The following is a 21,295-nucleotide window of genomic DNA, read 5'->3' as shown; positions in this document are numbered from 1 at the left end:
TCGATACTCCTAAATTTTCTACATCGACAGTAGTTAATCAACTGGGATAGTTACCTCTGGGAATATCAGGAATCAGCTGATAACTGACTCATTACATCGCACCAGTACCACCTTGGTAATTATCCTCATTATTTTCTGCTGTTGTTTCCTCCGACTTAGGAGGTTTGGTACCGTACCGTCTATTTTTGGAAAAACGGCCCGTATTACGCTTGGATTTCCGAAACTTACGGGCGTAAGCTTGATTCCGCTGCGCCTTTTCCTTTTTTAGATTGCGGCGCTTTGCCATGTTTACCTCATTGATAAAAAAACAAAAACACTATCAAACCCAAGTCTTACAATAAATTCTGCTTGGTTTATTTAATGTTCCCATGTCACCCACGGGAAAGGAAAATGGTTAGTTTTCCAAACCAGACTTCTTGATTGTCCTCGAAGCCTACTGTTTCTAGAACCCACTGCGACTACGATTTCCTCGATTGTTTTCGTTGTCGCTATTTTTTGGTCTAGCTTTACGGACGCGCATAGAACGTCCCATCCATTCTGCACCATCTAGATCAGCAATAGCCGAATCTTCCTGATCCGTTGTCCCCATATCAACAAAAGCGAATCCACGCCCTTGACCTGTTTCCCTATCTGTAGGAATTACTACTTTTGATACTGTACCATATTCCTCAAATACTTCCTGTAGGTTTTGAGAGGTAACCTGATAATCTAGGTTGCCAATGTATATAGTCATTGAGAGTTGTCCATCTGATCGAAAATGTTCAGATGAAAGTCGGTGAGAGGGCGAATCGCTGGTGCATATCTACCCAGGTTATGACATTGATGCAGCGCGGTTAAAGGATGGCACCCCATGAGCGACTACCGGTGCGGTCAAAGGAGGCCACCCCATGAGCGCTTTGCATCAAGACAGAGATTTAACCAGAAGTGATTCGCCTGTGAACCGGTCAGGTATTCCTTAGGCTCTTAGCTGTTAACTACTCAGACGTTCAACGTTGAATTGCATCACAATGGACTTTTCAATCACTGACGTTACCGAACTTGCATCCATAATGTCTATCATAGCAGTCAGCAAAACCAACACACATACTCAAAAGCCCTATCATCACATGAGAAGATTATGGCAATTTGTCCAAACCGTTCTCGGGATTATATTTCGTCATCCTATTACCGGTACGAGCATCATTCCACTCTTGCCGGATGGGCGAATTGTGCTAGTTCGACGTCGTGACAATGGTAAGTGGGCTCTACCAGGAGGGATAGTTAACTGGGGTCAAGATATTCCAACGACTATCGAACGGGAATTATTTGAGGAAACTGGACTGGAGTTGCTCAAGATTCGCCAGTTATTTGGGGTTTACTCAGCACCAGGAAGAGATCCCAGAGTCCATTCTATCTGTATTCTGGTAGAAGCTGATGTCACCGGAACTATGGAGGTACAAGACGTATTGGAAATTAGTGAAGTCAAGGCGTTTGAACCGGAAGCTATCCCTAAGGGAAACCTCAGCCATGACCATGACCGTCAGTTACAGGACTATTTTGAGGGTAATATTACCGTTGCCTAATTCCCCATTCCCCACAAAAATCACCGCAGCAACTAACTACCAACCACTGACAACATTCCCCAAAAGATTAAGTAAGAATCAACAATAATCTGAGCCGCTATTTCAGGAAATTGGGATTGGAGATAAGTAACTAACTGCTCAGAGTCGCCGCCAGTCAGAGCAATCGGACTGTTGGGAAACTCCCTTTGCCAATCCTCAATAAAATCCCGGATACTAGCCAATACTGTATAGACAACACCACTTGCTATTGCCTCTGATGTCTCCAGTGACCAACGCTTTGGTAACTTAGCTGGTAGTTCAATGGCCGGTAATGCCCCAGTTTTTTGTGCTAGAGACTGTAACTGTAATCCCAATCCTGGTAAGATAGCCCCTCCGATTAGCTGTAGGTTTTGGTTAGCCCCAGTAAAGGTTAGAGCAGTACCAGCATCAATAACTAAAACTGGATAACTATACCTGTGACCAGCACCAAATACGGCCAAGGCGCGGTCAATGCCTAGGGTGGGATATAGTCCGGAAAGGGGTAAATCTGCCAAAGTCAATATTGTAGTATCGGAATAGTTTTGCCAGAGTGCTGTTTGGGCAGGTACTACTGAAGCGATGTAAAGCGGTAATGGCTTGGATGGGTCTTTACCCTGAGCTGCTAACTGGGTTGGGAAAATTTCCGCTGACATGACACTAGACGTCCAGTCCTTGATTAACTGCGCTACAGCTGCTGGGGTTAGATGGTTGGTATCCCAGGCTTTTTTCAGGGTGTTATCCACAAACCAAGCCCAATGTAGCCGGGAATTGCCAATCACTAATCCTAAAAAGCTGTTTGCCTTAGTTGCCATATAGCAGTTCTCAATTCGGTGAGGTACTTTAGTTTTGGGTTAATGGGAGTAGGAACCCACCCCTAACCCCTCCCAGGAGGGGAAGGGAGTAGGAACCCACCCCTAACCCCTCCCAGGAGGGGAAGGGAGTAGGGAGTACGGGAAATAAATTTGCCAATAGCCATGCATGGCTGATCGATTCTAGATTGATGTTTTTGGGAAGACTAGTCACAGTGGGAAAAAATCCCTGTTCCGGAAGAGAAATCATCTCAAACTTCTCATCCGGTACCTGAACCTGTGATGAAGACTAGATGACTATGAGCAGCATTATGGTGACACTGACTGGCTATCAAATGACCGAGATGATCTATTCCGGTTCTAGAACCTTAGTGTATCAAGGAATTCGTGAGTCAGACCAAAAACCAGTTGTGATCAAACTGCTTTTAAGTGAATATCCCAGCTTTGGTGAACTGGTGCAGTTTCGTAATCAATATACTATTGCCAAAAACCTTGATCTACCTGGCATCGTCAAACCCTACAGTTTAAAACACTACCGCAATGGCTATGGTTTGGTGATGGAGGATTTTGGTGGTATTTCCCTCAAAAGCTATTGCTTTAATCTAAAAAGCTTAAAATTAACGTCTCTAAAGGAATTTTTCCACATTGCTCTTCAAATTGCATCTATCCTGGATGGACTCTATCGCAACCGAGTCATTCACAAAGATATTAAACCTGCCAACATCCTGATTCACCCGCACACTAAACAAATCAAACTGATTGATTTTAGTATTGCTTCTCTACTGCCAAGGGAAATAATGGTGCTTCAAAGTCCTAATGTCCTGGAAGGAACTCTCGCTTACTTGTCTCCGGAACAAACTGGACGGATGAATCGGGGCATTGACTACCGCAGCGACTTCTATTCTTTGGGAGTCACCTTCTACGAACTCCTGACGGGACAGTTACCCTTCCCGAGCACAGACCCAATGGAGTTGGTTCACTGCCATATTGCCAAGCAGCCACCTTCAGTCCATAGTATTAATCCTGATATTCCCACCATTGTCTCGGACATGATTAGCAAACTGATGGCGAAAAATGCTGAAGACCGCTATCAAAGTGCTTTGGGATTGAAGTATGACCTGGAGACTTGCTTGAACCAGTGGCAGGAAACTGGCAGGATTAAATCCTTTGAGTTAGGCACTCAGGATATTTGCGATCGCTTCGTGATTCCCGAGAAACTTTATGGTCGCACCAGGGAAGTTGAGACCTTACTAGCGGCTTTTGACCGGGTTGCTGGCAAGACTCAAGGTCGAGAGGATTCCTCCCGAGGCAGGAGTGAAATGATGTTAGTGGCAGGGTTTTCCGGGATTGGGAAAACTGCTGTGGTCAATGAAGTCCACAAGCCGATTGTCCGACAACGGGGTTACTTCATCAAAGGGAAATTCGACCAATTTATGCGCAATATTCCCTTTTCTGCATTTGTCCAAGCTTTCCGGGACTTGATGGGACAACTGCTTACGGAAAGGGATGGACAATTACAACACTGGAAAATCAAAATTCTGTTAGCACTAGGAGAAAACGGTCAAGTCATCATTGACGTTATCCCTGAACTAGAACAAATCATTGGCAAACAGTCTCCTGTGCCAGACCTATCAGGTGGTGCAGCACAAAATCGATTCAATCGACTGTTCCAGAAATTCATCCAAGTCTTCACTACTGCTGAGCATCCCTTAGTTATTTTCCTAGATGACTTGCAATGGGTGGATTCAGCATCTTTGACGTTGATGCAGTTATTGATGAGCGAAACTGATACTCGTTATTTGCTGCTGATTGGAGCCTATCGGGATAACGAAGTCTCTCCAACCCATCCGTTGATGTTAACCTTGGATGAGATTAGCAAAACTGAGGTAAACGTTAATAGTATCACTCTAGCCCCTCTAAAACACTCTGATTTAAATCATCTGATTGCTGATACCCTGAGTTGTTCAGAAGAACTAGCACAACCTCTGACAGAATTGGTATTTCGGAAAACTAAAGGTAATCCTTTCTTTGCCACTCAATTCCTGAAATCCCTCCATGCCGACAATCTGATTAGGTTTAATTTTGAGGTAGGTCATTGGGAGTGTGACATTGCTCAAGTAAGAGCCCTGGCTCTGAGTGATGATGTGGTGGAATTTATGGCGCTACAGTTGAAGAAGTTGCCAGCAGCAACTCAGGCAGTACTCAAACTCGCTGCTTGTATTGGCAACCAATTTGATCTAGCCACCCTAGCCATTGTCTATGAAAAATCCCAAACGGAAACAGCGGCTGATCTTTGGAAAGCCTTACAAGAAGGATTACTATTACCCCAAAGCGAGATTTACAAGTTTTTCCAGACTACCGATGAATCTCAACAGAGCATTGGTGAAAGTTATCTCCAATCACGACTTCCTCATCACTCCTGCCCCATTTACAAATTCCTCCATGACCGGGTACAGCAAGCAGCCTATTGTCTGATTGATCAAGACCATAAGCAACAAACCCACCTAAAAATAGGGCAACTGCTGTTAAGCAATACTTCTGAACAAGAACGGGAAGAGAAGATATTTGATATTGTCAATCAGCTTAATATCGGTGCTGACCTAATTACCAATCCGTCTGAGAGAGACCAACTAGCAGAATTAAATCTATTAGCTGGTAAAAAAGCAAAGTCAGCCACGGCTTATCAACCAGCTCTTCAGTATTTTAATACTGGTCTGAAACTCCTAGCTTCAGATAGTTGGGAGAGTAACTATGACTTGAGCCTAGCTCTTTCCATAGCAGCGGTTGAAGCAGAATATTTAACGGTTAATGTAGAGCAAGCTAAACAGTTATCAAAGGTAGTCCTAAAACAAGCTAATACCTTTTTAGATAAAGTCAAAGTCTATGAGCTACAAATCTTGTTTTATATTAATCAAAACAAGATGACTGAAGCTATCGACTTAGGCATCAACGTTTTGAAAATGCTAGGGATAGCTATTCCCACGGAAGCCCAAAAAATTAATATTGAAGTTGAGAAACTACGGGAAGAGTTACAGTTAGAGGTTGAGGAAATTGCTAATTTAGCAAACTTGCCAGAGATTACTGACCCTTATCAGCTAGCCGCTATCCGGATTTTGACCAATGCTAGTTCTGCGTCCTATATTGCTAATCCAGTCCTGTGGCCGTTAATTATTCTAACTACAGTCAAGCTTTGTATTAAATACGGCCATTCATCCTGGGCAGCTTCAGCCTATAGTTGGTACGGTGCCCTGCTTTGTGGTGCTTACTTAGATATTGATCGGGGCTATGAGTTTGGTCGCTTATCAATTCAGCTCCTAGAGCAATATAATGCTGTGGAGCTTACTGCTAAAGTTGGCAATATGTTTAACGTGTTTGTTAGACCTTGGAAAGAGCATATCCGAGAAACAGATACCTCATTAATAGCAGCCATTCAAAGTGGATTTGACAACGGCGATATCGAGTATGCATTCTATGGTGCTGTTCACTATTGTAACTATCATTTTTTTGCGGGGAATAATCTGGAATCTGTTCAACAGATACAGGGGAAATATTTTGAAGCGATCGCTAAAGCTAAGTTTGACTTCCACGAAAGCTTTATCCGCATTGGTCAACAAACCGTTGCTAATCTCCTAGGTCAAGTAGCCAATCCCCTTTATTTGGTCGGTTACTATCTCGATGAATCAACTATTCTACCTAATTGGATTGAGCATAACATTGTCTTTCTTGTGCTTTGTGCCTATGGCGCAAAAACCATGCTACTGTACTTATTTAAAGAGTACACTGAAGCCGTAGAAGCCGGAGCAAGAGGCAAGCAGTATGAACAAGCAGCAGCTGGAACACTTTATGTTTCCGAGCATAGTTTCTATTACTCATTAGCACTGTTAGCCAACTGTCATCAGCTTGACTCCCAGGAAAAGCAACAGGCTCTAGAGACAGTAGCAGCAAATCAAGAGCGATTACGGTTGTGGGCAAAACATGCTCCAGTCAATTATCAACACCAATATGATCTGGTAGAAGCTGAGAGAGCAAGAGTTGAGGGAAATGTGATCTGGGCGATGGAAGGTTATGACCGTGCAATTACCGGAGCTATGGATACGGGATATCTTCAAGTGGAAGCCTTAGCGAATGAATTAGCAGCAGAATTTTTCCTCGATTGGGATAAAACAACCATTGCTCAAGCTTACCTTACCAATGCTTATTATGCATACGCTCGTTGGGGAGCTAAAGCTAAAATTGAGGATTTGGAAAAACGCTATACTGATTTACTGGCTCCGATCCTGGTGGAATCAAAAATTAGTGTCAACCCTAGCAATACTCTAAACCCAACTGTCACATCCACCAGCACCAAAATTTCTGAAGCATTGGATTTGGCTAGTGTGATCAAAGCCTCTCAAGTCCTTTCTAGTGAAATTCACCTTGAGCAGTTACTCTCTACTCTGATGGAAGTCGTGATTGAGAATGCGGGAGCAGAAAAATGTGTTCTGATTTTACCCAAAGCTGGAAAATGGGTGATTGAAGCTCAAGGTTCAATTGATCAAGTCCTAAAGCCAAGACTTCTTTCAGAAGTAGGGAACAGGCAACAGCGATGCAGCGCGGTCTTGGGGGTTTCCCCCATGAGCGACTGCATCAAGACGGCAACAGGCAACAGTGGACAAGAATTGACCCAAACAGGATCAGAAAACTACGACACCAACCACTTAGGCACAAAACCTGTGCTGACAGTACTACAATCGATTCCTATCGAAGAAAGTAATACTATTCCGATCAGCGTCATTAATGCTGTTTCCCACAAATCTCAAGCTTTGGTATTTGATAACGCTACTGAAGAAACCACATTAGCTGCTGACCCCTATATTATTCAGCAACAACCAAAAAGTGTTTTGTGTACTCCTATCCTTACTCAAGGTAAACTGATTGGTATTCTATATCTTGAAAATAATCAATGCACTGCCGCATTTACTAGTGACAGACTCGAAATCCTTAAACTTTTGTGTTCTCAAGCTGCTATCTCTTTGGACAATGCTCAACTTTACACCAATTTAGAGCAAGCCAAAAACCAACTAGAAGATTATTCCTATAACCTAGAAGAAAAGGTAGCTGAACGCACCCAAGAACTCTCTCAAACTCTCGACGACCTTACGGCTACTCAGAAAAAGCTAGTGGAATCGGAAAAAATGGCGGCTTTGGGTAGTCTGGTGGCGGGAGTTGCCCACGAAATCAATACTCCTGTTGGTACTAGTATTACCGCTGCTTCTATTTTAGCTGATGAAACTCAAGGGTTTCGTCAGGTTTTACAAAACGGAAAATTGAAGCGATCGGTGCTACAAAATTATCTAGACACGGTTCAAGAATCCAGTGAACTAATTCTGAGTAACTTAGAACGAGCTGGGGAGTTGGTGCAAAGTTTTAAACAAGTTGCAGTTGACCAAGCTCATCTAGATAAGCGCACCTTGAATGTTAAAGAATATCTAGAGGAGGTCTTAATCAGCTTAGAGCCTCAACTCAAACAAACCTCCCACACATTAACCATAGACGGGGATGAAACAGTTACCATAGAAACCTATCCAGGGGCTATCTCGCAAGTTATTACGAATTTAGTCATGAACTCTATTAGCCATGGTTATCAGCCCAAACAAAATGGACAGTTACATCTTCAGGTTGACAGAGTTGAAGAACAATTAATGATTACCTATCACGATGATGGCTGTGGGATTGCTCAGGATCATTTAGGGCAAATTTTTGAACCTTTCTTTACTACTGCTAGAGCCAGAGGTGGCAGTGGTCTAGGACTGCATATTGTCTATAACTTAGTGACTCAGAAGCTACTAGGGCAGATTGAGGTCAAGTCTCAAATTGGGAAAGGGACTGAGTTTATTATTACTCTACCGATAGGTTGTTCGCGTAGGGTTGCCTAAAGGCCAAGGTTGTTATGGAGAATGAAGAATGTAGAATGAAGAATGGAGAATGGAGAATGTAGAATTAAGAATTAAGAATTAAGAATTAAGAATTAAGAATTAAGAATCTACACTGGTGAATTCTAAATTCTAAATTCTAAATAGCTTTAGCAATTTTATCAGCATCAATATCTAAACTAAAGTATTTTCCAGATTGCCACTAGAATTTCCACCAGAAGGCTGTTTCTGTGGCGGTCTGGTTTTTTGTGGTGCCTTGGGCAAAAAAAAACCTTAGTAAATAGAGGGAAAATGCGATCGCACCCAAAAATATTACTTTTAAAGGATTTACAAAATCAATAGTTTGTGTATAAGACAAAATTAGTAGGTGCGCTTTCCAAGGCCGCGAGCAATCCCTCGCGGCCTTGGGTCGCACCTGTTGATTTAGGGTAATTGACAAAGGGTGTATCTCATCATTTAGAAAGATACAACTATTGAAGGCTAAAAAACTTCTATAGTTTCCTGAGTTATAGATTTACAAATTTATTTGAAAATCAACCATTGACAAATGATTTAATGTGTGTATTTAGGCTTAGGTTAAGGTTGATTAAATTTGATTGTAATTGATAAAAAAGCCAGTTATTGTGAAAAAGCTTTCAACTTTAAGTAATGTGGGTACGTCTAAACATGCTTGGTGTATGGCGTCATCCCGCTCAACAAAACACCTAAAAGAAGCGAAATACGGCACCAAAATGAAAAAAGCGCTGAAACTCGTTGCTTGTCTACTGATCGCCCTGACAGTAGCCTTGGCAATGAATGTATCCAATGCTAGTGCACAACCAGTTGCCTGCGATAGGTCTGCAACTCCTACTTGTAATACCTTCTTAAAGCCTGGGGATTGTCAGGAAGTACCTCTGTCAGGATATGGCTTGGCACAAATCCAGATCAGCTTCCCAGAGGGACCTGTGCCATCGATTTTTCCACCCCCAGTAATGGTGTACGAGCTTGACCTATGTGACACCCAGGTATCTGGCAAAGTAGATTTAACAGGAACAAGCACATACGATTTTGACCCACCGTATCCCTGTCCTGGCGAGATCTGTAACGCCACAGGCCATGTCAACAGATATGCCATGCCATTCACAGTTGTGTGGAAGAATATCCCGAACAAGAGATGAAGCATGAAGAAGTTAGAAGGTAAAAAACCTTCGACACTCTACTGCGAACCCATATCCAGCAAAGGCGAGCCTATTTCTCAATGGGCTCACCTTTGCTTTTTACTGGGTAGTGTAGAAGGTTTGGGGTGTAGGATAGTTTGAAATTAGACCCAATGTGAAGAGAATGCTGCTTTTGGGAATACTAAGGTGACTCTTTTGATCAAGCATCCAGATCCACCAGTTTCCTTTTGCCAATCCTCAACTGGCTATGACTATGAGCAGCACTGTGATCACACTTACTGGCTATCAAATTACCGAAACCCTTTACAGAAGTTCCACAACCCTAGTTTATCGAGGCTTACGGGAGTCGAACCAAATACCCGTAGTGATCAAACTACTCAATACCGACTATCCTAGCTTCGGTGAACTGGTACAATTTCGCAATCAGTTCACCATTGCCAAAAACCTTGACCTCCCTGGCATTGTTAAGCCTTACTGTCTGGAACACTATCGCCATAGTTATGCATTGGTGATGGAGGATTTTGGTGGTATTTCCCTAGGTGAGTATAGTAATGGTCAGCCCATGAGCCTAGGCACATTCTTTCCGATTGCCCTGCAAATTGTTACCACCCTACAGGGACTATATATCCAGGGGGTGATTCACAAAGATATTAAACCTGCCAACATCCTGATTAATCCAGATACTAAACAGGTCAAACTGATTGACTTTAGTCTGGCTTCTGTGCTACCTCGGGAAACTCAGGTGCTTCAAAGTCCAAATGTCCTCGAAGGCACTCTCGCTTACCTATCACCGGAACAAACTGGACGGATGAATCGGAGCATTGACTACCGCAGCGACTTCTATAGTTTGGGAGTGACTTTCTTTGAATTGCTAACGGGACAATTACCCTTCCCTAGCACTGACCCCATGGAGTTAGTTCACTCTCATATTGCTAAGCAACCTCCTGCCACCGATAGCGTTAATGGCGATATTCCTGCTGTGCTTTCTCAGATGATTGGCAAGCTGATGGAGAAAAATGCCGAGGACCGTTATCAGAGTGCTTTAGGGTTGAAGCATGATTTGGAAACTTGCTTCAAGCAATGGAAGGAAACTGGTAGGATTGAATCCTTTAAGTTAGGCAGTCGGGATATTTGCGTTGGCGTAGCGGGTCCTAGGGAGCATCGCTTCGTAATTCCGGAAAAACTCTATGGTCGTACCTCGGAAGTAGAGACCTTACTGGGAGCCTTTGAGCGGGTGAGTAGCGCCGCCAGTAGCATCGAAATGATACTAGTAGCAGGGTTTTCCGGCATTGGTAAAACCTCTGTGGTCAACGAAGTCCACAAGCCGATTGTGCGACAACGAGGTTACTTCATCAAAGGTAAATTTGACCAATTCCAGCGAAACATTCCCTTTTCAGCATTTGTCCAAGCTTTCCGAGACTTGATGGGGCAATTGTTGAGTGAAACTAATGCTCAATTGCAACAGTGGAAAACTAGAATTATTACAGCATTGGCAGAGAATGGTCAAGTTATTATTGAAGTCATTCCAGAACTAGAACGGATTATCGGCAAACAGCCTGCTGTCCCAGAATTATCAGGGAGTGCCGCACAAAATCGCTTCAATCGCCTGTTCCAGAAATTCATCCAAGTCTTCACCACTCCTGAGCATCCCTTAGTAATTTTCCTGGATGATTTGCAATGGGCAGATTTGGCATCGTTGAAGTTGATGCAATTGTTGATGAGTGAAACAGAGACTGGTTATCTGTTGCTGATTGGTGCTTATCGGGATAACGAAGTCTTCCCAGCCCATCCGTTGATGGTGACCCTAGATCAGATTGCTAAAACTAACGCTACTGTCAATACTATTACCTTAGCTCCTCTGAAGCCATCTGACCTTAACTGTTTGATTGCAGATACTCTCCATTGTGCTGTGGAACTAGCAGCGCCTTTAACTGAACTAGTTAATCAAAAAACTCAAGGAAATCCTTTCTTTGCCACTCAATTTCTCAAATCTTTGCCTGAAGATGGACTGATTAGCTTTAATTTTGAATGTGGTTATTGGCAGTGTGACATTGGTAAAATAAGAGCTGTGGCGCTGACTGATGATGTCGTCGAATTTATGGCGCTACAGTTGAAAAAATTGCCAGTGCTGACTCAGGAGATACTTCAACTGGCTGCTTGTATTGGTAACCAATTTGATTTAGCAACCCTGGCAATTGTCTATGAAAAATCCGAAGCTGAAACAGCAGCTAATTTATGGAAGGCGCTACAAGAAGGATTCATCTTACCAATCACTGAAATTTACAAGTTTTTTCAGGATTATAACTCTGATGACTTATCAGTTTCTGAGCTTAATTCCTTTGGTAGTTTGGATGTCAAACCGAGAGCGACAGAAAGCTTAGGGCAACCAGTATCAGAGGTTTTGGGGCAAGAGTTTAGCTACCGATTTTTGCACGACCGAGTGCAGCAAGCCGCTTATTTTCTGATTCCAGAAGACCAGAAGCAATCAACTCATTGGAAAATTGGTCAACTACTGTTAGAAAATACCTCTTTAGCAGAACGGGAAGATAAAATTTTTGATATTGTCAGCCAGTTGAATTATGGTGTGGACTTAATTTCTGAGCAAGTTGAACGGAATGAATTAGCTCAGTTAAATTTAATGGCAGGACGTAAAGCTAAGGCTTCTACAGCTTATGCTGCTGCGGTTGAGTATTTAAGGTTGGGGATGAAACTGCTAGCCGCAGATAGTTGGCACAGTAACTATGACCTTACCTTGTCATTATATCAAGAAGCCGCACAATCAGAGTACCTCAGCACTAACTTTGACAGGGCAATTGCCTTAAGCGATAGTATTTTAGACCAAGCAACTAACCGCCTTGACTGCGTAAAAGCCTCGGAGCTAAAGGTACAGATTTATATTGCTCAAGACTACCAGAGCAAAGGGATTGAGATTGGATTAGAAGCCTTAGAAAAGTTGAAGATTCCCCTAGTATCTAGTGCCTCAGGATACAAGAACAAATTAGTAAAATTACCATCCCTAAAGGATTTGGCAACTATGCCAACCATGACTAATCCCGAGCAACTAGCCGCCCTTCGGATTCTATTAACCCTTGCGCCTCCGATACATCGTGTCAAACCTAATCTCTATCCCTATGTGGCATTGACTATGATTGGTCTATGTCTCGACCATGGTCATTCATCCTTAGCCGCTGGTGTCTATGTAATTTACGGTGTGTTTCTCCGTGAATTTATCGAGGATATGGAGTCGGCTTATCACTCTGGTCAGATAGCTTTACGGCTGTTGGAGCAGTATCAAGCTAAAACGCTGACATCTAAAGTTCACCTAATTTTCAGCGTTTTTATCTGTCCTGGAAAAGAACATGGCAGAGCAACACTAAATTTATTGCGGGAGGGAATTCAACGTGTACGTGAAGAAGGAAATATAGAATATGTTGGCTATTTCATTAACGCCTATTTTACTCATTTATATTTGCTGGGTGAGAGTTTAGTTGTTATCAACCAAGAAGCTAGTAAATATATGGAATTACTAGTTATAACCCAACAACAATATTGTTTATTATATAGTAATATATGGAAACACTTAAGCTTAAGCTTTCAAGGATTATTAGCTGATAATTACCAGTTGGTGAGTGATGACTTTAATGAGCATGAAATGTTTAATCATTTCCACGAAACTCACAATTATCAGTCACTCTTTACCCTCCACTTAGCTAAATTAATTATTTGCTATACCTTTCAGGATTACCAACAAGCTGTTGTTCATGGTTCAAAAGCTATCGAGTATGAAGATGGAGCATTTGGTCTACTGGTAGTTGTTGCTCATAACTTCTACTATTCCCTATCCTTACTTGCTCAGTATCCTAACTGCGATCGCCTTTGGCGCGGCAAAGCCCATCGCGAAGCGTGGCCTACAGCCAATCGCACTCAGCAAGACGACTACCTAAACCAAGTGAAGGTGAACCAAATAACTATGGGTAATTGGGCTAACCATGCTCCTTCCAATTTCCAACACAAGTACAATTTAGTAGCAGCAGAAATAGCGCGAGTTGTCGGGGATACTCTGGATGCTATGGAGCTGTACGATCTTGCTATTGCTGGCGCAAAAGATAACGAATACCTTCACGAAGAAGCCCTTGCTAATGAACTAGCTGCTACGTTTTACCTAGAGCGGGGCAAACCAAAAATTGCCCAAATTTACCTTACTGATGCCTACTATGCCTACGCTCGCTGGGGAGCTAAAGCTAAAGTTGAGGATTTAGAACAACGCTATCCTGAATTACTGGCTTTGATCCACCAACAACAGACCCTTAGCATCGATCCTAGCAATTCAATCACTACATCCTATAGTGAGTCTTTATCGAGTTTGCACCCAATCCAAACTATCAGCTCCCATACCCTCAGTGTTTCAGAGGCTTTAGATTTGGCAACAGTGATCAAAGCATCTCAAGCCATTGCCAAGGAAATTCAACTTGAGCAGTTATTCTCTACCTTAATGAAAGTGATCATTGAGAATGCAGGAGCAGAAAAATGTGCGTTGATTTTGCCTAAAGCTGGAAAATGGGTGATCGACGCTTACTATATAACTCAGTCTATCTCCAAAGGCAACTCCAAAGGTAACTCCGAAGGGAATTCGGAATCAGATCAGCAATTCTCTCTAACCGTATTGCAATCAATTCCGGTAGTAAAGAGTAAAGACATTTCAGTTAGCGTGATCAACTATGTTGCCCATAGCTCCGAAACTTTAGTATTAGATAACGCTAGTGTGGAAATTATGTTGGCAGCTGACCTTTATATTATTGAGCAACAACCTAAGAGTATCTTGTGTACACCTATCCTAAATCACGGCCAACTGATTGGTATTGTATACCTTGAAAACAATCAATGTACGGGAGCGTTTACTAAGGATAGGTTAGAAATTCTGGAACTGTTGTGCTCTCAAGCGGCTATCTCTCTAGAAAACGCTAATCTCTACAACACCCTGGAAGAAAAAGTTGCTGAACGCACTCAAGAACTGTCTGAAACTCTCGAAGACCTGAAAGCAACTCAAAAACAGTTAGTGGAATCTGAGACTAAAGCCGTTTTAAGTAGCTTTGTGGCTGGTGTCACTGACGAAATTAGTACACCAGTTGGTAATGGGATTACGGCTGCGTCTACCCTAGCTGATGAAACTGTTGGATTTCTCCGTAACTTCCAAGAGGGTAAATTAAAGCGCTCGGCATTCCAAAACTATTTGGAAGTGGCTCAAGAATCGAGTGAATTAATTCTGAGTAACTTACAACGGGCTGGGGAGTTGGTGCAAAATTTCCGGCAAGTTGCTGTTGACCAAGATGATTTAGAAAAGCGCAGCTTAAGTCTTAAACACTATCTCGACGAGGTCTTACTTACTTTAGAGCCTAAACTAAAACAGACTTCCCATAGTTTAACTTTAGAAGGAGATGATACAGTTACGATCACTACTTATCCAGGAGCGATTTGGAAAATTGTTACTAATTTAGTGATCAATTCCATTACCCATGGCTATCAACCATCAGAGCAAGGACAGTTAACCTTAACTGTTGAAAGGATTCAAGACCAGGTTATGCTTAAGTATCATGATGATGGCTGTGGGATTCCCATCGAGCATGTGGGCAAAATTTTTGAACCTTTCTTTACTACTGCTAGACCTCAAGGCAGAACTGGTTTAGGACTGCATATTGTCTATAATTTAGTGACTCAGAAGCTACTGGGACAGATTGAAGTTAAGTCGGAAGTGGGTAAAGGCACTGAGTTTATGATTACTCTACCTATAGGTGAAAGGTTGGTAGGTTGAAGGTTGAAGGTTGAAGGTGGGTTGGTTGAAGGTTGAAGGTTGAAGGTGGGTTGGTTGAAGGTTGAAGGTTGAAGGTTGGTAGGTTGAAGGTTGAAGGTGGGTTGGTTGTTCGCGTAGCGTGGCCAATAGGCCAAGGTTGTTCGCGTAGCGTGGCCTAAAGGCCAAGGTTATTCGCCTTGGATCTGGAAGTAGGGAGTAGGGAGTAAGGGTAGCATGAGCCTAGGGCGTTAGCTATCAGTTATATCAAGTCAGGATAATTACCCTTAATAAACACCTTCCCGATCTCCCGATCTCCCTATCTCCCCATCTCCCTATCTCCCTATCTCCCTATCTCCCCACACTTCCTTTAATTATGGGTATTCAACCTGACTTGATATTATTGGTGGTGACTGAACTATAACGAATCCTAAATCAGAGCTATAGCATATTTAAATCCAGGTTTTGAAGATATTTGTGTAAAAATAAAGAAAAGTTACATATCTTAAAAATAGCGGATAAAGGAGTAAAGGGATGGTAGTACTCACTGACCGGGTTCAAAAGCGGCTAACCATAGAGACTAGCGAGATTGCTCCAGATACCACAACTATTCGTTCTTTAGATTGGGATCGCGATCGCTTCGACATCGAATTTGGACTACAAAACGGCACCACGTACAACTCGTATCTGATTCGGGGTGAGAAAATTGCCCTGGTCGATACCTCCCATGAAAAATTCCGCCAGCTATATTTAGATACTTTAACCGGACTAATTAACCCTACCGATATTGATTACCTAATTATCAGCCATACCGAACCAGACCACAGTGGCTTAGTAAAAGATGTCCTTGCACTGGCTCCAGATATTACTGTGGTGGGCTCAAAAGTGGCAATCCAGTTCCTGGAAGACTTTGTACATCAACCGTTTCAGCGGCAAATTGTCAAAACTGGTAATCAGCTAGATTTAGGCAATGGGCATATCCTGGATTTTGTTAATGCCCCTAATCTTCATTGGCCCGACACCATGCTCACTTACGATGGGGGGACTAAGGTGCTGTATACTTGTGATGTCTTTGGCATGCACTACTGCTCTGCTAGCACCTATGATGACAACCTTAGCGCTATCGAAGCAGATTATCGATTTTACTACGAATGCCTGATGGCTCCCAATGCCCGTTCAGTGATATCTGCTCTCAAGCGGATGGACAAGTTGGGAGAGGTGACTACTATTGCTAATGGTCATGGTCCTCTACTGCGCCACAATGTAGAACAACTGGTAGGAAATTACCGCGACTGGAGTCAAGCTAAGGCCAAGGCAGAAAAATCCGTTGTTGTGTTTTATGTCTCAGATTATGGCTATAGCGATCGCATTTCTCAAGCGATCGCCCTAGGCATTACCAAAACTGAGATTGCTGTGGAGATGATGGACCTCAAATCCGCTGACCCCCAAGAGGTTCAGGAAGCAGTTAACCGTGCGGCTGGCATAGTAATTGGCATGCCTCCAGCCACAAACAGCACCACTACAGCAGCAGTTAGCACGGTACTGGCTGCGGTCAAATCCAAGCAATCCGTTGGTTTGTTTGAATCCTATGGCGATGATGATGAACCCATTGACCCTCTACGTACTCAATTTAGAAGCCTAGGACTCAAAGAAGCCTTTCCTGCGATTCGGATCAAAGACACTCCTAGTGAAATCACTTACAAGCTTTGTGAAGAAGCCGGTACTGACATCGGGCAATGGCTGAGTCGCGATCGCTTGATCAAGAACATGAAATCCCTAGATACAGACCTAGACAAAGCCTTAGGTCGTCTCAGTGGTGGATTGTACATCATCACGGCCAAGAAAGGGGATGTTAAGAGTGCCATGTTAGCCTCTTGGGTCAGCCAAGCTAGCTTCGAGCCTTTGGGTTTCACCATTGCTGTAGCCAAAGACCGGGCGATTGAATCCTTGATGCAAGTGGGAGATACCTTTGTACTCAATGTACTGGAAGAAGGCAACTACCAAGACTTAATGAAACACTTCCTAAAGCGCTTCAAACCTGGTGCTGACCGCTTTGCAGGGGTGAATACACAAACAGCACAAAACGGTTCCCCGATTCTCAGCGATGCCCTAGCCTATCTAGAGTGTAAAGTTACCACCCGTATGGAGTGTAGTGACCATTGGATTGTTTACTCTACCGTTGACACAGGACGGGTTTCTAAGCCAGAGTCTCTGACTGCTATCCACCATCGCAAAGTGGGAAATCATTACTAAACATTAGGTTAATTTGTTGAACGCGATTGCGTGGCCTTTTGGCCAAGGTTTAATTGTTGAAGGTTGAAGGTTGAAGGTTGGATTGTTGAAGGTTGGATTGTTGAAGGTTGAAGGTTTAATTGTTGAAGGTTTAATTGTTGAAGGTTGAACGCGATTGCGTGGCCTTTTGGCCAAGGTTGTTTTGCTCAGAATATAATCTTTAAGCTGATAAATGATTGACAAAATAACCTGTAACTTTAAACCTATTTTTAAACCGATTAAATTTCAAGATTAAACTAAATAACCTTCAATAAATTAACCTGTAACCTTCAACCAAATAACCTGTAACCTGTAACCTTAAACCTTCAACCTGATAACTTTCAACCTGATAACCTGCCTGATAACCTGCCTGATAACCTTAACCATGAGCACTACAAAACCCCGTGACGTCCAACCCCTGCATATTGCTACCGATACCATCATATTGCGATCGCGTACTTGGGACCGGCTAAAATTTGAAATCGAATATGCCTTGCAACGAGGGACCACTGCTAATTCTTTTCTAATTCGAGCTGATAAAATCGCCTTATTCGATCCACCAGGAGAATCGTTTACAGAGGTTTTTCTAAAAGCATTACAAGAACGCCTTGACCCAAAGCTGATCGATTATGTCATCCTCGGTCACATTAATCCCAATCGCCTGGTTACGCTGAATGCTCTACTCAAACTTGCTCCTGAGATTACCTTTGTTTGCTCCAATCCTGGTGCTAAATCCTTGCGTACTCTGTTTGAGAAACTAGAGGATAAAGCTATTCCAGAACAGGAGCTCAAAATCCTGGTGATGAAAGGGGATGACACTCTCGATTTAGGTGAAGGTCACATCCTAGACTTTATCCCTACCCCTAATCCCCGTTTCCCTGATCAGCTTTGTACCTACGATCCTAAAACTCAAATCCTATTTACAGATAAATTATTTGGTGCTCATGTCTGTGGAGACCAGGTAATGGATGAAGGTTGGAGGGTTTATAACGAAGACCGACGCTATTATTTTGATTGCCTGATGGCACCCCACGCCCGACAGGTGGAAACAGCTTTAGCTAAATTAGCAGACTTTGATGCTAAGCTTTATGCTACCGGTCACGGACCCTTGGTGCGCTATGGCTTTCAAGAACTAACTGAGTCCTATGGGAAATGGAGTAAGCAACAACAAGCTCAAGAGGCCAATGTTGCCCTAATTTATGCGTCAGCTTACGGCAATACTGGAGCGATTGCCCAAGCGATCGCACGAGGTATCACTAAAGCTGGTGTATCCGTAGAATCCCTTAACTGTGAAGCAGCTGAGCCGGAAGAGATTGGCGATGCTGTGGAGAAAGCAGACGGATTTATCATGGGTTCTCCTACCCTAGGAGGTCATGCACCAACCCAGGTTCAAACCGCTTTGGGTATGGTTTTATCTAGCGCTACGAAAACTAAGCTAGCGGGTGTTTTTGGTTCCTATGGCTGGAGTGGGGAAGCCATTGACCTATTAGAAAATAAGTTCCGGGATGCCGGTTACAAGTTTGGCTTTGACACCATTCGGGTCAAATTTAAGCCTACAGACAAAGACCTCAAATACTGTGAAGAAGCCGGTACAGATTTTGCTCAAGCCCTGAAAAAAGCCAAAAAAGCCCGGAAACCCAAGCAACCTGCTGGTGAGTCTTCCGCTGCCCGCACGGAGCAAGCGGTGGGACGATTGATTGGTTCACTGTGTGTTGTGACTACTAAACAACAAGACCTGACCGGAGCGATGCTAGCTTCCTGGGTATCTCAAGCTACCTTTACTCCTCCAGGGTTAACCGTAGCGGTAGCTAAAGAACGAGCAGTTGAGTCTTTGATGCACACTGGGGATAACTTTGTCTTGAATGTGTTAGAAGATGGAAAACATTTACCCTTAATGAAGCAGTTTCTCAAACCCTTTGGACCTGGTGAAGACCGATTTGGTGGGATAAAGATCGAAGAAGCAGAAAATGGTTGTCCAATACTAAGTGATGCCCTAGCTTATTTGGAATGTACTGTAGAAAATCGGATGGAATGTGGTGACCACTGGCTAGTTTATGGGGTAGTTAAAAATGGGAAGGTGCTATCTGATGGAGTAACTGCCCTGCATCATCGTAAGTCGGGAACCTATTATTAAGTTTAAAGAAGTCTTGAATATTTAGAATGTTCAAGACTTCTGGATAATTCGCTCCAAGTGATCGAAAAATTGTCTTGATTAGTTCTGAAAAAAACTTGTAAACCCCAGACTATATAAGGATTACAGTTGAGCTTGCCCGCCATCAACGCTAGGAGTATTTTCCACTAGCTGTTAGAATATTCCGGTAGCCAAGGACTAATCACAATGAAGTCTAAACTCAAATATATCCTCCGTTGCACGTTGTGTGGAAAGGAGTATGAACCAGACCCTTTCCGCCTTTGCTGTGACGAGAAACATGAGCCATCCCTTCTGCGTGCTGTCTATGCTAACGAAAAACTAGAAGTCAAAGAGAATCTCCCAGGTTTATTCCGATATATCGATTGGCTACCGGTTGATCGATACTTAGAAGCAGATGGTAAACCGATTACGTATCAAAGCAAAAATCTGGCTCACCATCTCGGATTAGATCATCTTTTCATTTCTTTCAATGGCTACTGGCCAGAGCGAGATGCTCATCTTTCTACTTGTTCGTTTAAAGAATTAGAAGCTTTCCCTATATTAGCGAGAATACCAGAGGATAACCCCAAAACCCTAGTCGTTGCTTCAGCTGGAAATACAGGCCGAGCGTTTGCTACGGTTTGCTCTAAGCTGAAAATGCCCTTTTGCTTGGTGATTCCAGAGCAAAATTTATCCGCTATCTGGTCAAAGGAGCCGTTTGATTCTTCTTGTGTTCGTCTGATCGCTGTTGGTGGAAATGGTGACTACTCCGATGCCATTCGTATCGGACAAATTATCAGTCAATTAGAGGGTTTCTTTCCGGAAGGAGGAGCTAAAAATGTAGCCAGACGGGATGGCATGGGGCTAACGGTTGTGGATGCTACAGTAACCATTGGTGAAATTCCTGATCACTATTTCCAAGCCGTCGGTTCTGGTACTGGTGGGATTTCAGCTTACGAAGCCAATCTCAGATTTTTAGCAGATGGCAGATTTGGCAACAAAAAAATGAAGCTTCACCTCTGTCAAAACATTCCTTTTACACCTATGACCGATGCTTGGAAAGCGGGTAAGCGAGAAATTACTGCTTTGAGCGAAATAGAAGCAAAAAAATCCATTAGTCAGGTTTCTGCTAAGGTACTTACCAATCGAAACCCAGCTTACTCTCTTGCGGGAGGGGTTTATGAAGCATTGGCTGATACTGATGGAGAAATGTATGGTGTGACTAATGACGAATCAGAGAAAGCAAGGGCTTTATTTGAGGAATTGGAAGGAATAGATTTTAGTCCTGCTGCCGGTGTGGCAACTGGTGCTTTAATTCAAGCAGTTGAAGCGGGGAAAATAGGGAAAAAGGACACCATTGTGCTCAATATTACTAGTGGAGGGTATAAACGGATGCGCCAAGATTATCCGTTACACTACCTCAAACCTGATTTAGTTTTTAAACCTGAAGAGATCGAGCCGGATTGGGTAGCAGAGAAGATTGAGAAGCGGAGGGAAGTTTTAACTCAAAATTGACAGAGATTTGTTTGCCGGAAATTAAAATAGATTTTGGGTGTTAACTTTTGGGTGTTGCATTATCATGCCCTGAACTTATACCCCACATTCCGCAGGTTAGCTTGGATATAGAATCTTTTTTACGACACTATGGGA

Annotated in this window: 12 protein-coding genes; 7 read left to right on the top strand and 5 right to left on the bottom strand. The window is 43.0% G+C overall.

Features of this window, described 5'->3' with window-relative positions; genetic code table 11:
- Window positions 1-91: 91 nt before the first annotated feature.
- Together AC4II3_RS08140 and rbp are read right to left on the bottom strand one after the other, a co-directional pair.
- Complete coding sequence (locus AC4II3_RS08140) at window positions 92-286, bottom strand: hypothetical protein (RefSeq protein WP_071105949.1); 195 nt, start codon at window positions 284-286, stop codon at window positions 92-94.
- 156 nt (window positions 287-442) lie between these two features.
- Complete coding sequence (gene rbp / locus AC4II3_RS08135; RefSeq protein ID WP_488014022.1) at window positions 443-733, bottom strand: RNA-binding regulator; 291 nt, start codon at window positions 731-733, stop codon at window positions 443-445.
- Window positions 734-1,106: 373 nt separating this feature from the next.
- Here rbp and AC4II3_RS08130 point away from each other — a divergent pair, with 373 nt between their 5' ends.
- Window positions 1,107-1,562 (top strand): NUDIX domain-containing protein, encoded by a 456-nt coding sequence (locus tag AC4II3_RS08130; RefSeq protein ID WP_081431301.1) that lies wholly within the window; start codon window positions 1,107-1,109, stop codon window positions 1,560-1,562.
- A 32-nt stretch (window positions 1,563-1,594) separates the two neighbouring features.
- Here the strand turns inward: AC4II3_RS08130 and AC4II3_RS08125 are convergent, their stop codons facing one another.
- Window positions 1,595-2,392 carry a pantothenate kinase gene (locus tag AC4II3_RS08125; protein WP_488014024.1) on the bottom strand — a complete coding sequence of 266 codons (798 nt, stop codon included), beginning with the start codon at window positions 2,390-2,392 and terminating at the stop codon, window positions 1,595-1,597.
- Window positions 2,393-2,420: 28 nt separating this feature from the next.
- Complete coding sequence (locus AC4II3_RS08120; protein ID WP_488029245.1) at window positions 2,421-2,639, bottom strand: hypothetical protein; 219 nt, start codon at window positions 2,637-2,639, stop codon at window positions 2,421-2,423.
- 49 nt (window positions 2,640-2,688) lie between these two features.
- Here AC4II3_RS08120 and AC4II3_RS08115 point away from each other — a divergent pair, with 49 nt between their 5' ends.
- Window positions 2,689-8,304: a trifunctional serine/threonine-protein kinase/ATP-binding protein/sensor histidine kinase gene (locus AC4II3_RS08115; RefSeq protein WP_488010865.1), complete on the top strand. Its 5,616-nt coding sequence runs from the start codon at window positions 2,689-2,691 to the stop codon at window positions 8,302-8,304.
- 199 nt (window positions 8,305-8,503) lie between these two features.
- On the opposite strand, the gene AC4II3_RS08110 is transcribed toward AC4II3_RS08115, so the two are convergent.
- A complete protein-coding gene (locus AC4II3_RS08110) occupies window positions 8,504-8,659 on the bottom strand; it encodes a hypothetical protein (RefSeq protein ID WP_488010866.1) in 156 nt (51 codons plus the stop codon).
- Between the two features lie 265 nt (window positions 8,660-8,924).
- Here AC4II3_RS08110 and AC4II3_RS08105 point away from each other — a divergent pair, with 265 nt between their 5' ends.
- The 5 genes from AC4II3_RS08105 (at window position 8,925) to AC4II3_RS08085 (ending at window position 21,160) form a co-directional block, all read left to right on the top strand.
- The gene (locus AC4II3_RS08105) at window positions 8,925-9,458 is read left to right on the top strand and encodes a hypothetical protein (protein ID WP_488029246.1); all 534 of its coding nucleotides are present in this window, start codon (window positions 8,925-8,927) and stop codon (window positions 9,456-9,458) included.
- 253 nt (window positions 9,459-9,711) lie between these two features.
- Window positions 9,712-15,267: an AAA family ATPase gene (locus AC4II3_RS08100; protein ID WP_488029247.1), complete on the top strand. Its 5,556-nt coding sequence runs from the start codon at window positions 9,712-9,714 to the stop codon at window positions 15,265-15,267.
- Between the two features lie 510 nt (window positions 15,268-15,777).
- A complete protein-coding gene (locus AC4II3_RS08095; protein ID WP_488010872.1) occupies window positions 15,778-17,496 on the top strand; it encodes a diflavin flavoprotein in 1,719 nt (572 codons plus the stop codon).
- A 403-nt stretch (window positions 17,497-17,899) separates the two neighbouring features.
- Window positions 17,900-19,648 (top strand): diflavin flavoprotein, encoded by a 1,749-nt coding sequence (locus AC4II3_RS08090; protein WP_488010874.1) that lies wholly within the window; start codon window positions 17,900-17,902, stop codon window positions 19,646-19,648.
- A 204-nt stretch (window positions 19,649-19,852) separates the two neighbouring features.
- A complete protein-coding gene (locus AC4II3_RS08085; protein WP_488010876.1) occupies window positions 19,853-21,160 on the top strand; it encodes a cysteate synthase in 1,308 nt (435 codons plus the stop codon).
- The last annotated feature ends 135 nt before the right edge of the window (window positions 21,161-21,295 follow it).

Source organism: Moorena sp. (assembly GCF_982860115.1).
This window is presented reverse-complemented; position numbering and strand designations above follow the sequence as displayed.

What these genes read in the sequence shown, in the direction of transcription:
- AC4II3_RS08115 (WP_488010865.1), top strand. Translation starts at nt 2,689, where the DNA reads ATGAGCAGCATTATGGTGACACTGACTGGCTATCAAATGACCGAGATG.
- AC4II3_RS08090 (WP_488010874.1), top strand. Translation starts at nt 17,900, where the DNA reads ATGAGCACTACAAAACCCCGTGACGTCCAACCCCTGCATATTGCTACC.
- AC4II3_RS08130 (WP_081431301.1), top strand. Translation starts at nt 1,107, where the DNA reads ATGAGAAGATTATGGCAATTTGTCCAAACCGTTCTCGGGATTATATTT.
- AC4II3_RS08140 (WP_071105949.1), bottom strand. Translation starts at nt 286, where the DNA reads ATGGCAAAGCGCCGCAATCTAAAAAAGGAAAAGGCGCAGCGGAATCAA.
- AC4II3_RS08120 (WP_488029245.1), bottom strand. Translation starts at nt 2,639, where the DNA reads ATGATTTCTCTTCCGGAACAGGGATTTTTTCCCACTGTGACTAGTCTT.
- AC4II3_RS08085 (WP_488010876.1), top strand. Translation starts at nt 19,853, where the DNA reads ATGAAGTCTAAACTCAAATATATCCTCCGTTGCACGTTGTGTGGAAAG.
- AC4II3_RS08125 (WP_488014024.1), bottom strand. Translation starts at nt 2,392, where the DNA reads ATGGCAACTAAGGCAAACAGCTTTTTAGGATTAGTGATTGGCAATTCC.
- rbp (WP_488014022.1), bottom strand. Translation starts at nt 733, where the DNA reads ATGACTATATACATTGGCAACCTAGATTATCAGGTTACCTCTCAAAAC.
- AC4II3_RS08100 (WP_488029247.1), top strand. Translation starts at nt 9,712, where the DNA reads ATGAGCAGCACTGTGATCACACTTACTGGCTATCAAATTACCGAAACC.
- AC4II3_RS08095 (WP_488010872.1), top strand. Translation starts at nt 15,778, where the DNA reads ATGGTAGTACTCACTGACCGGGTTCAAAAGCGGCTAACCATAGAGACT.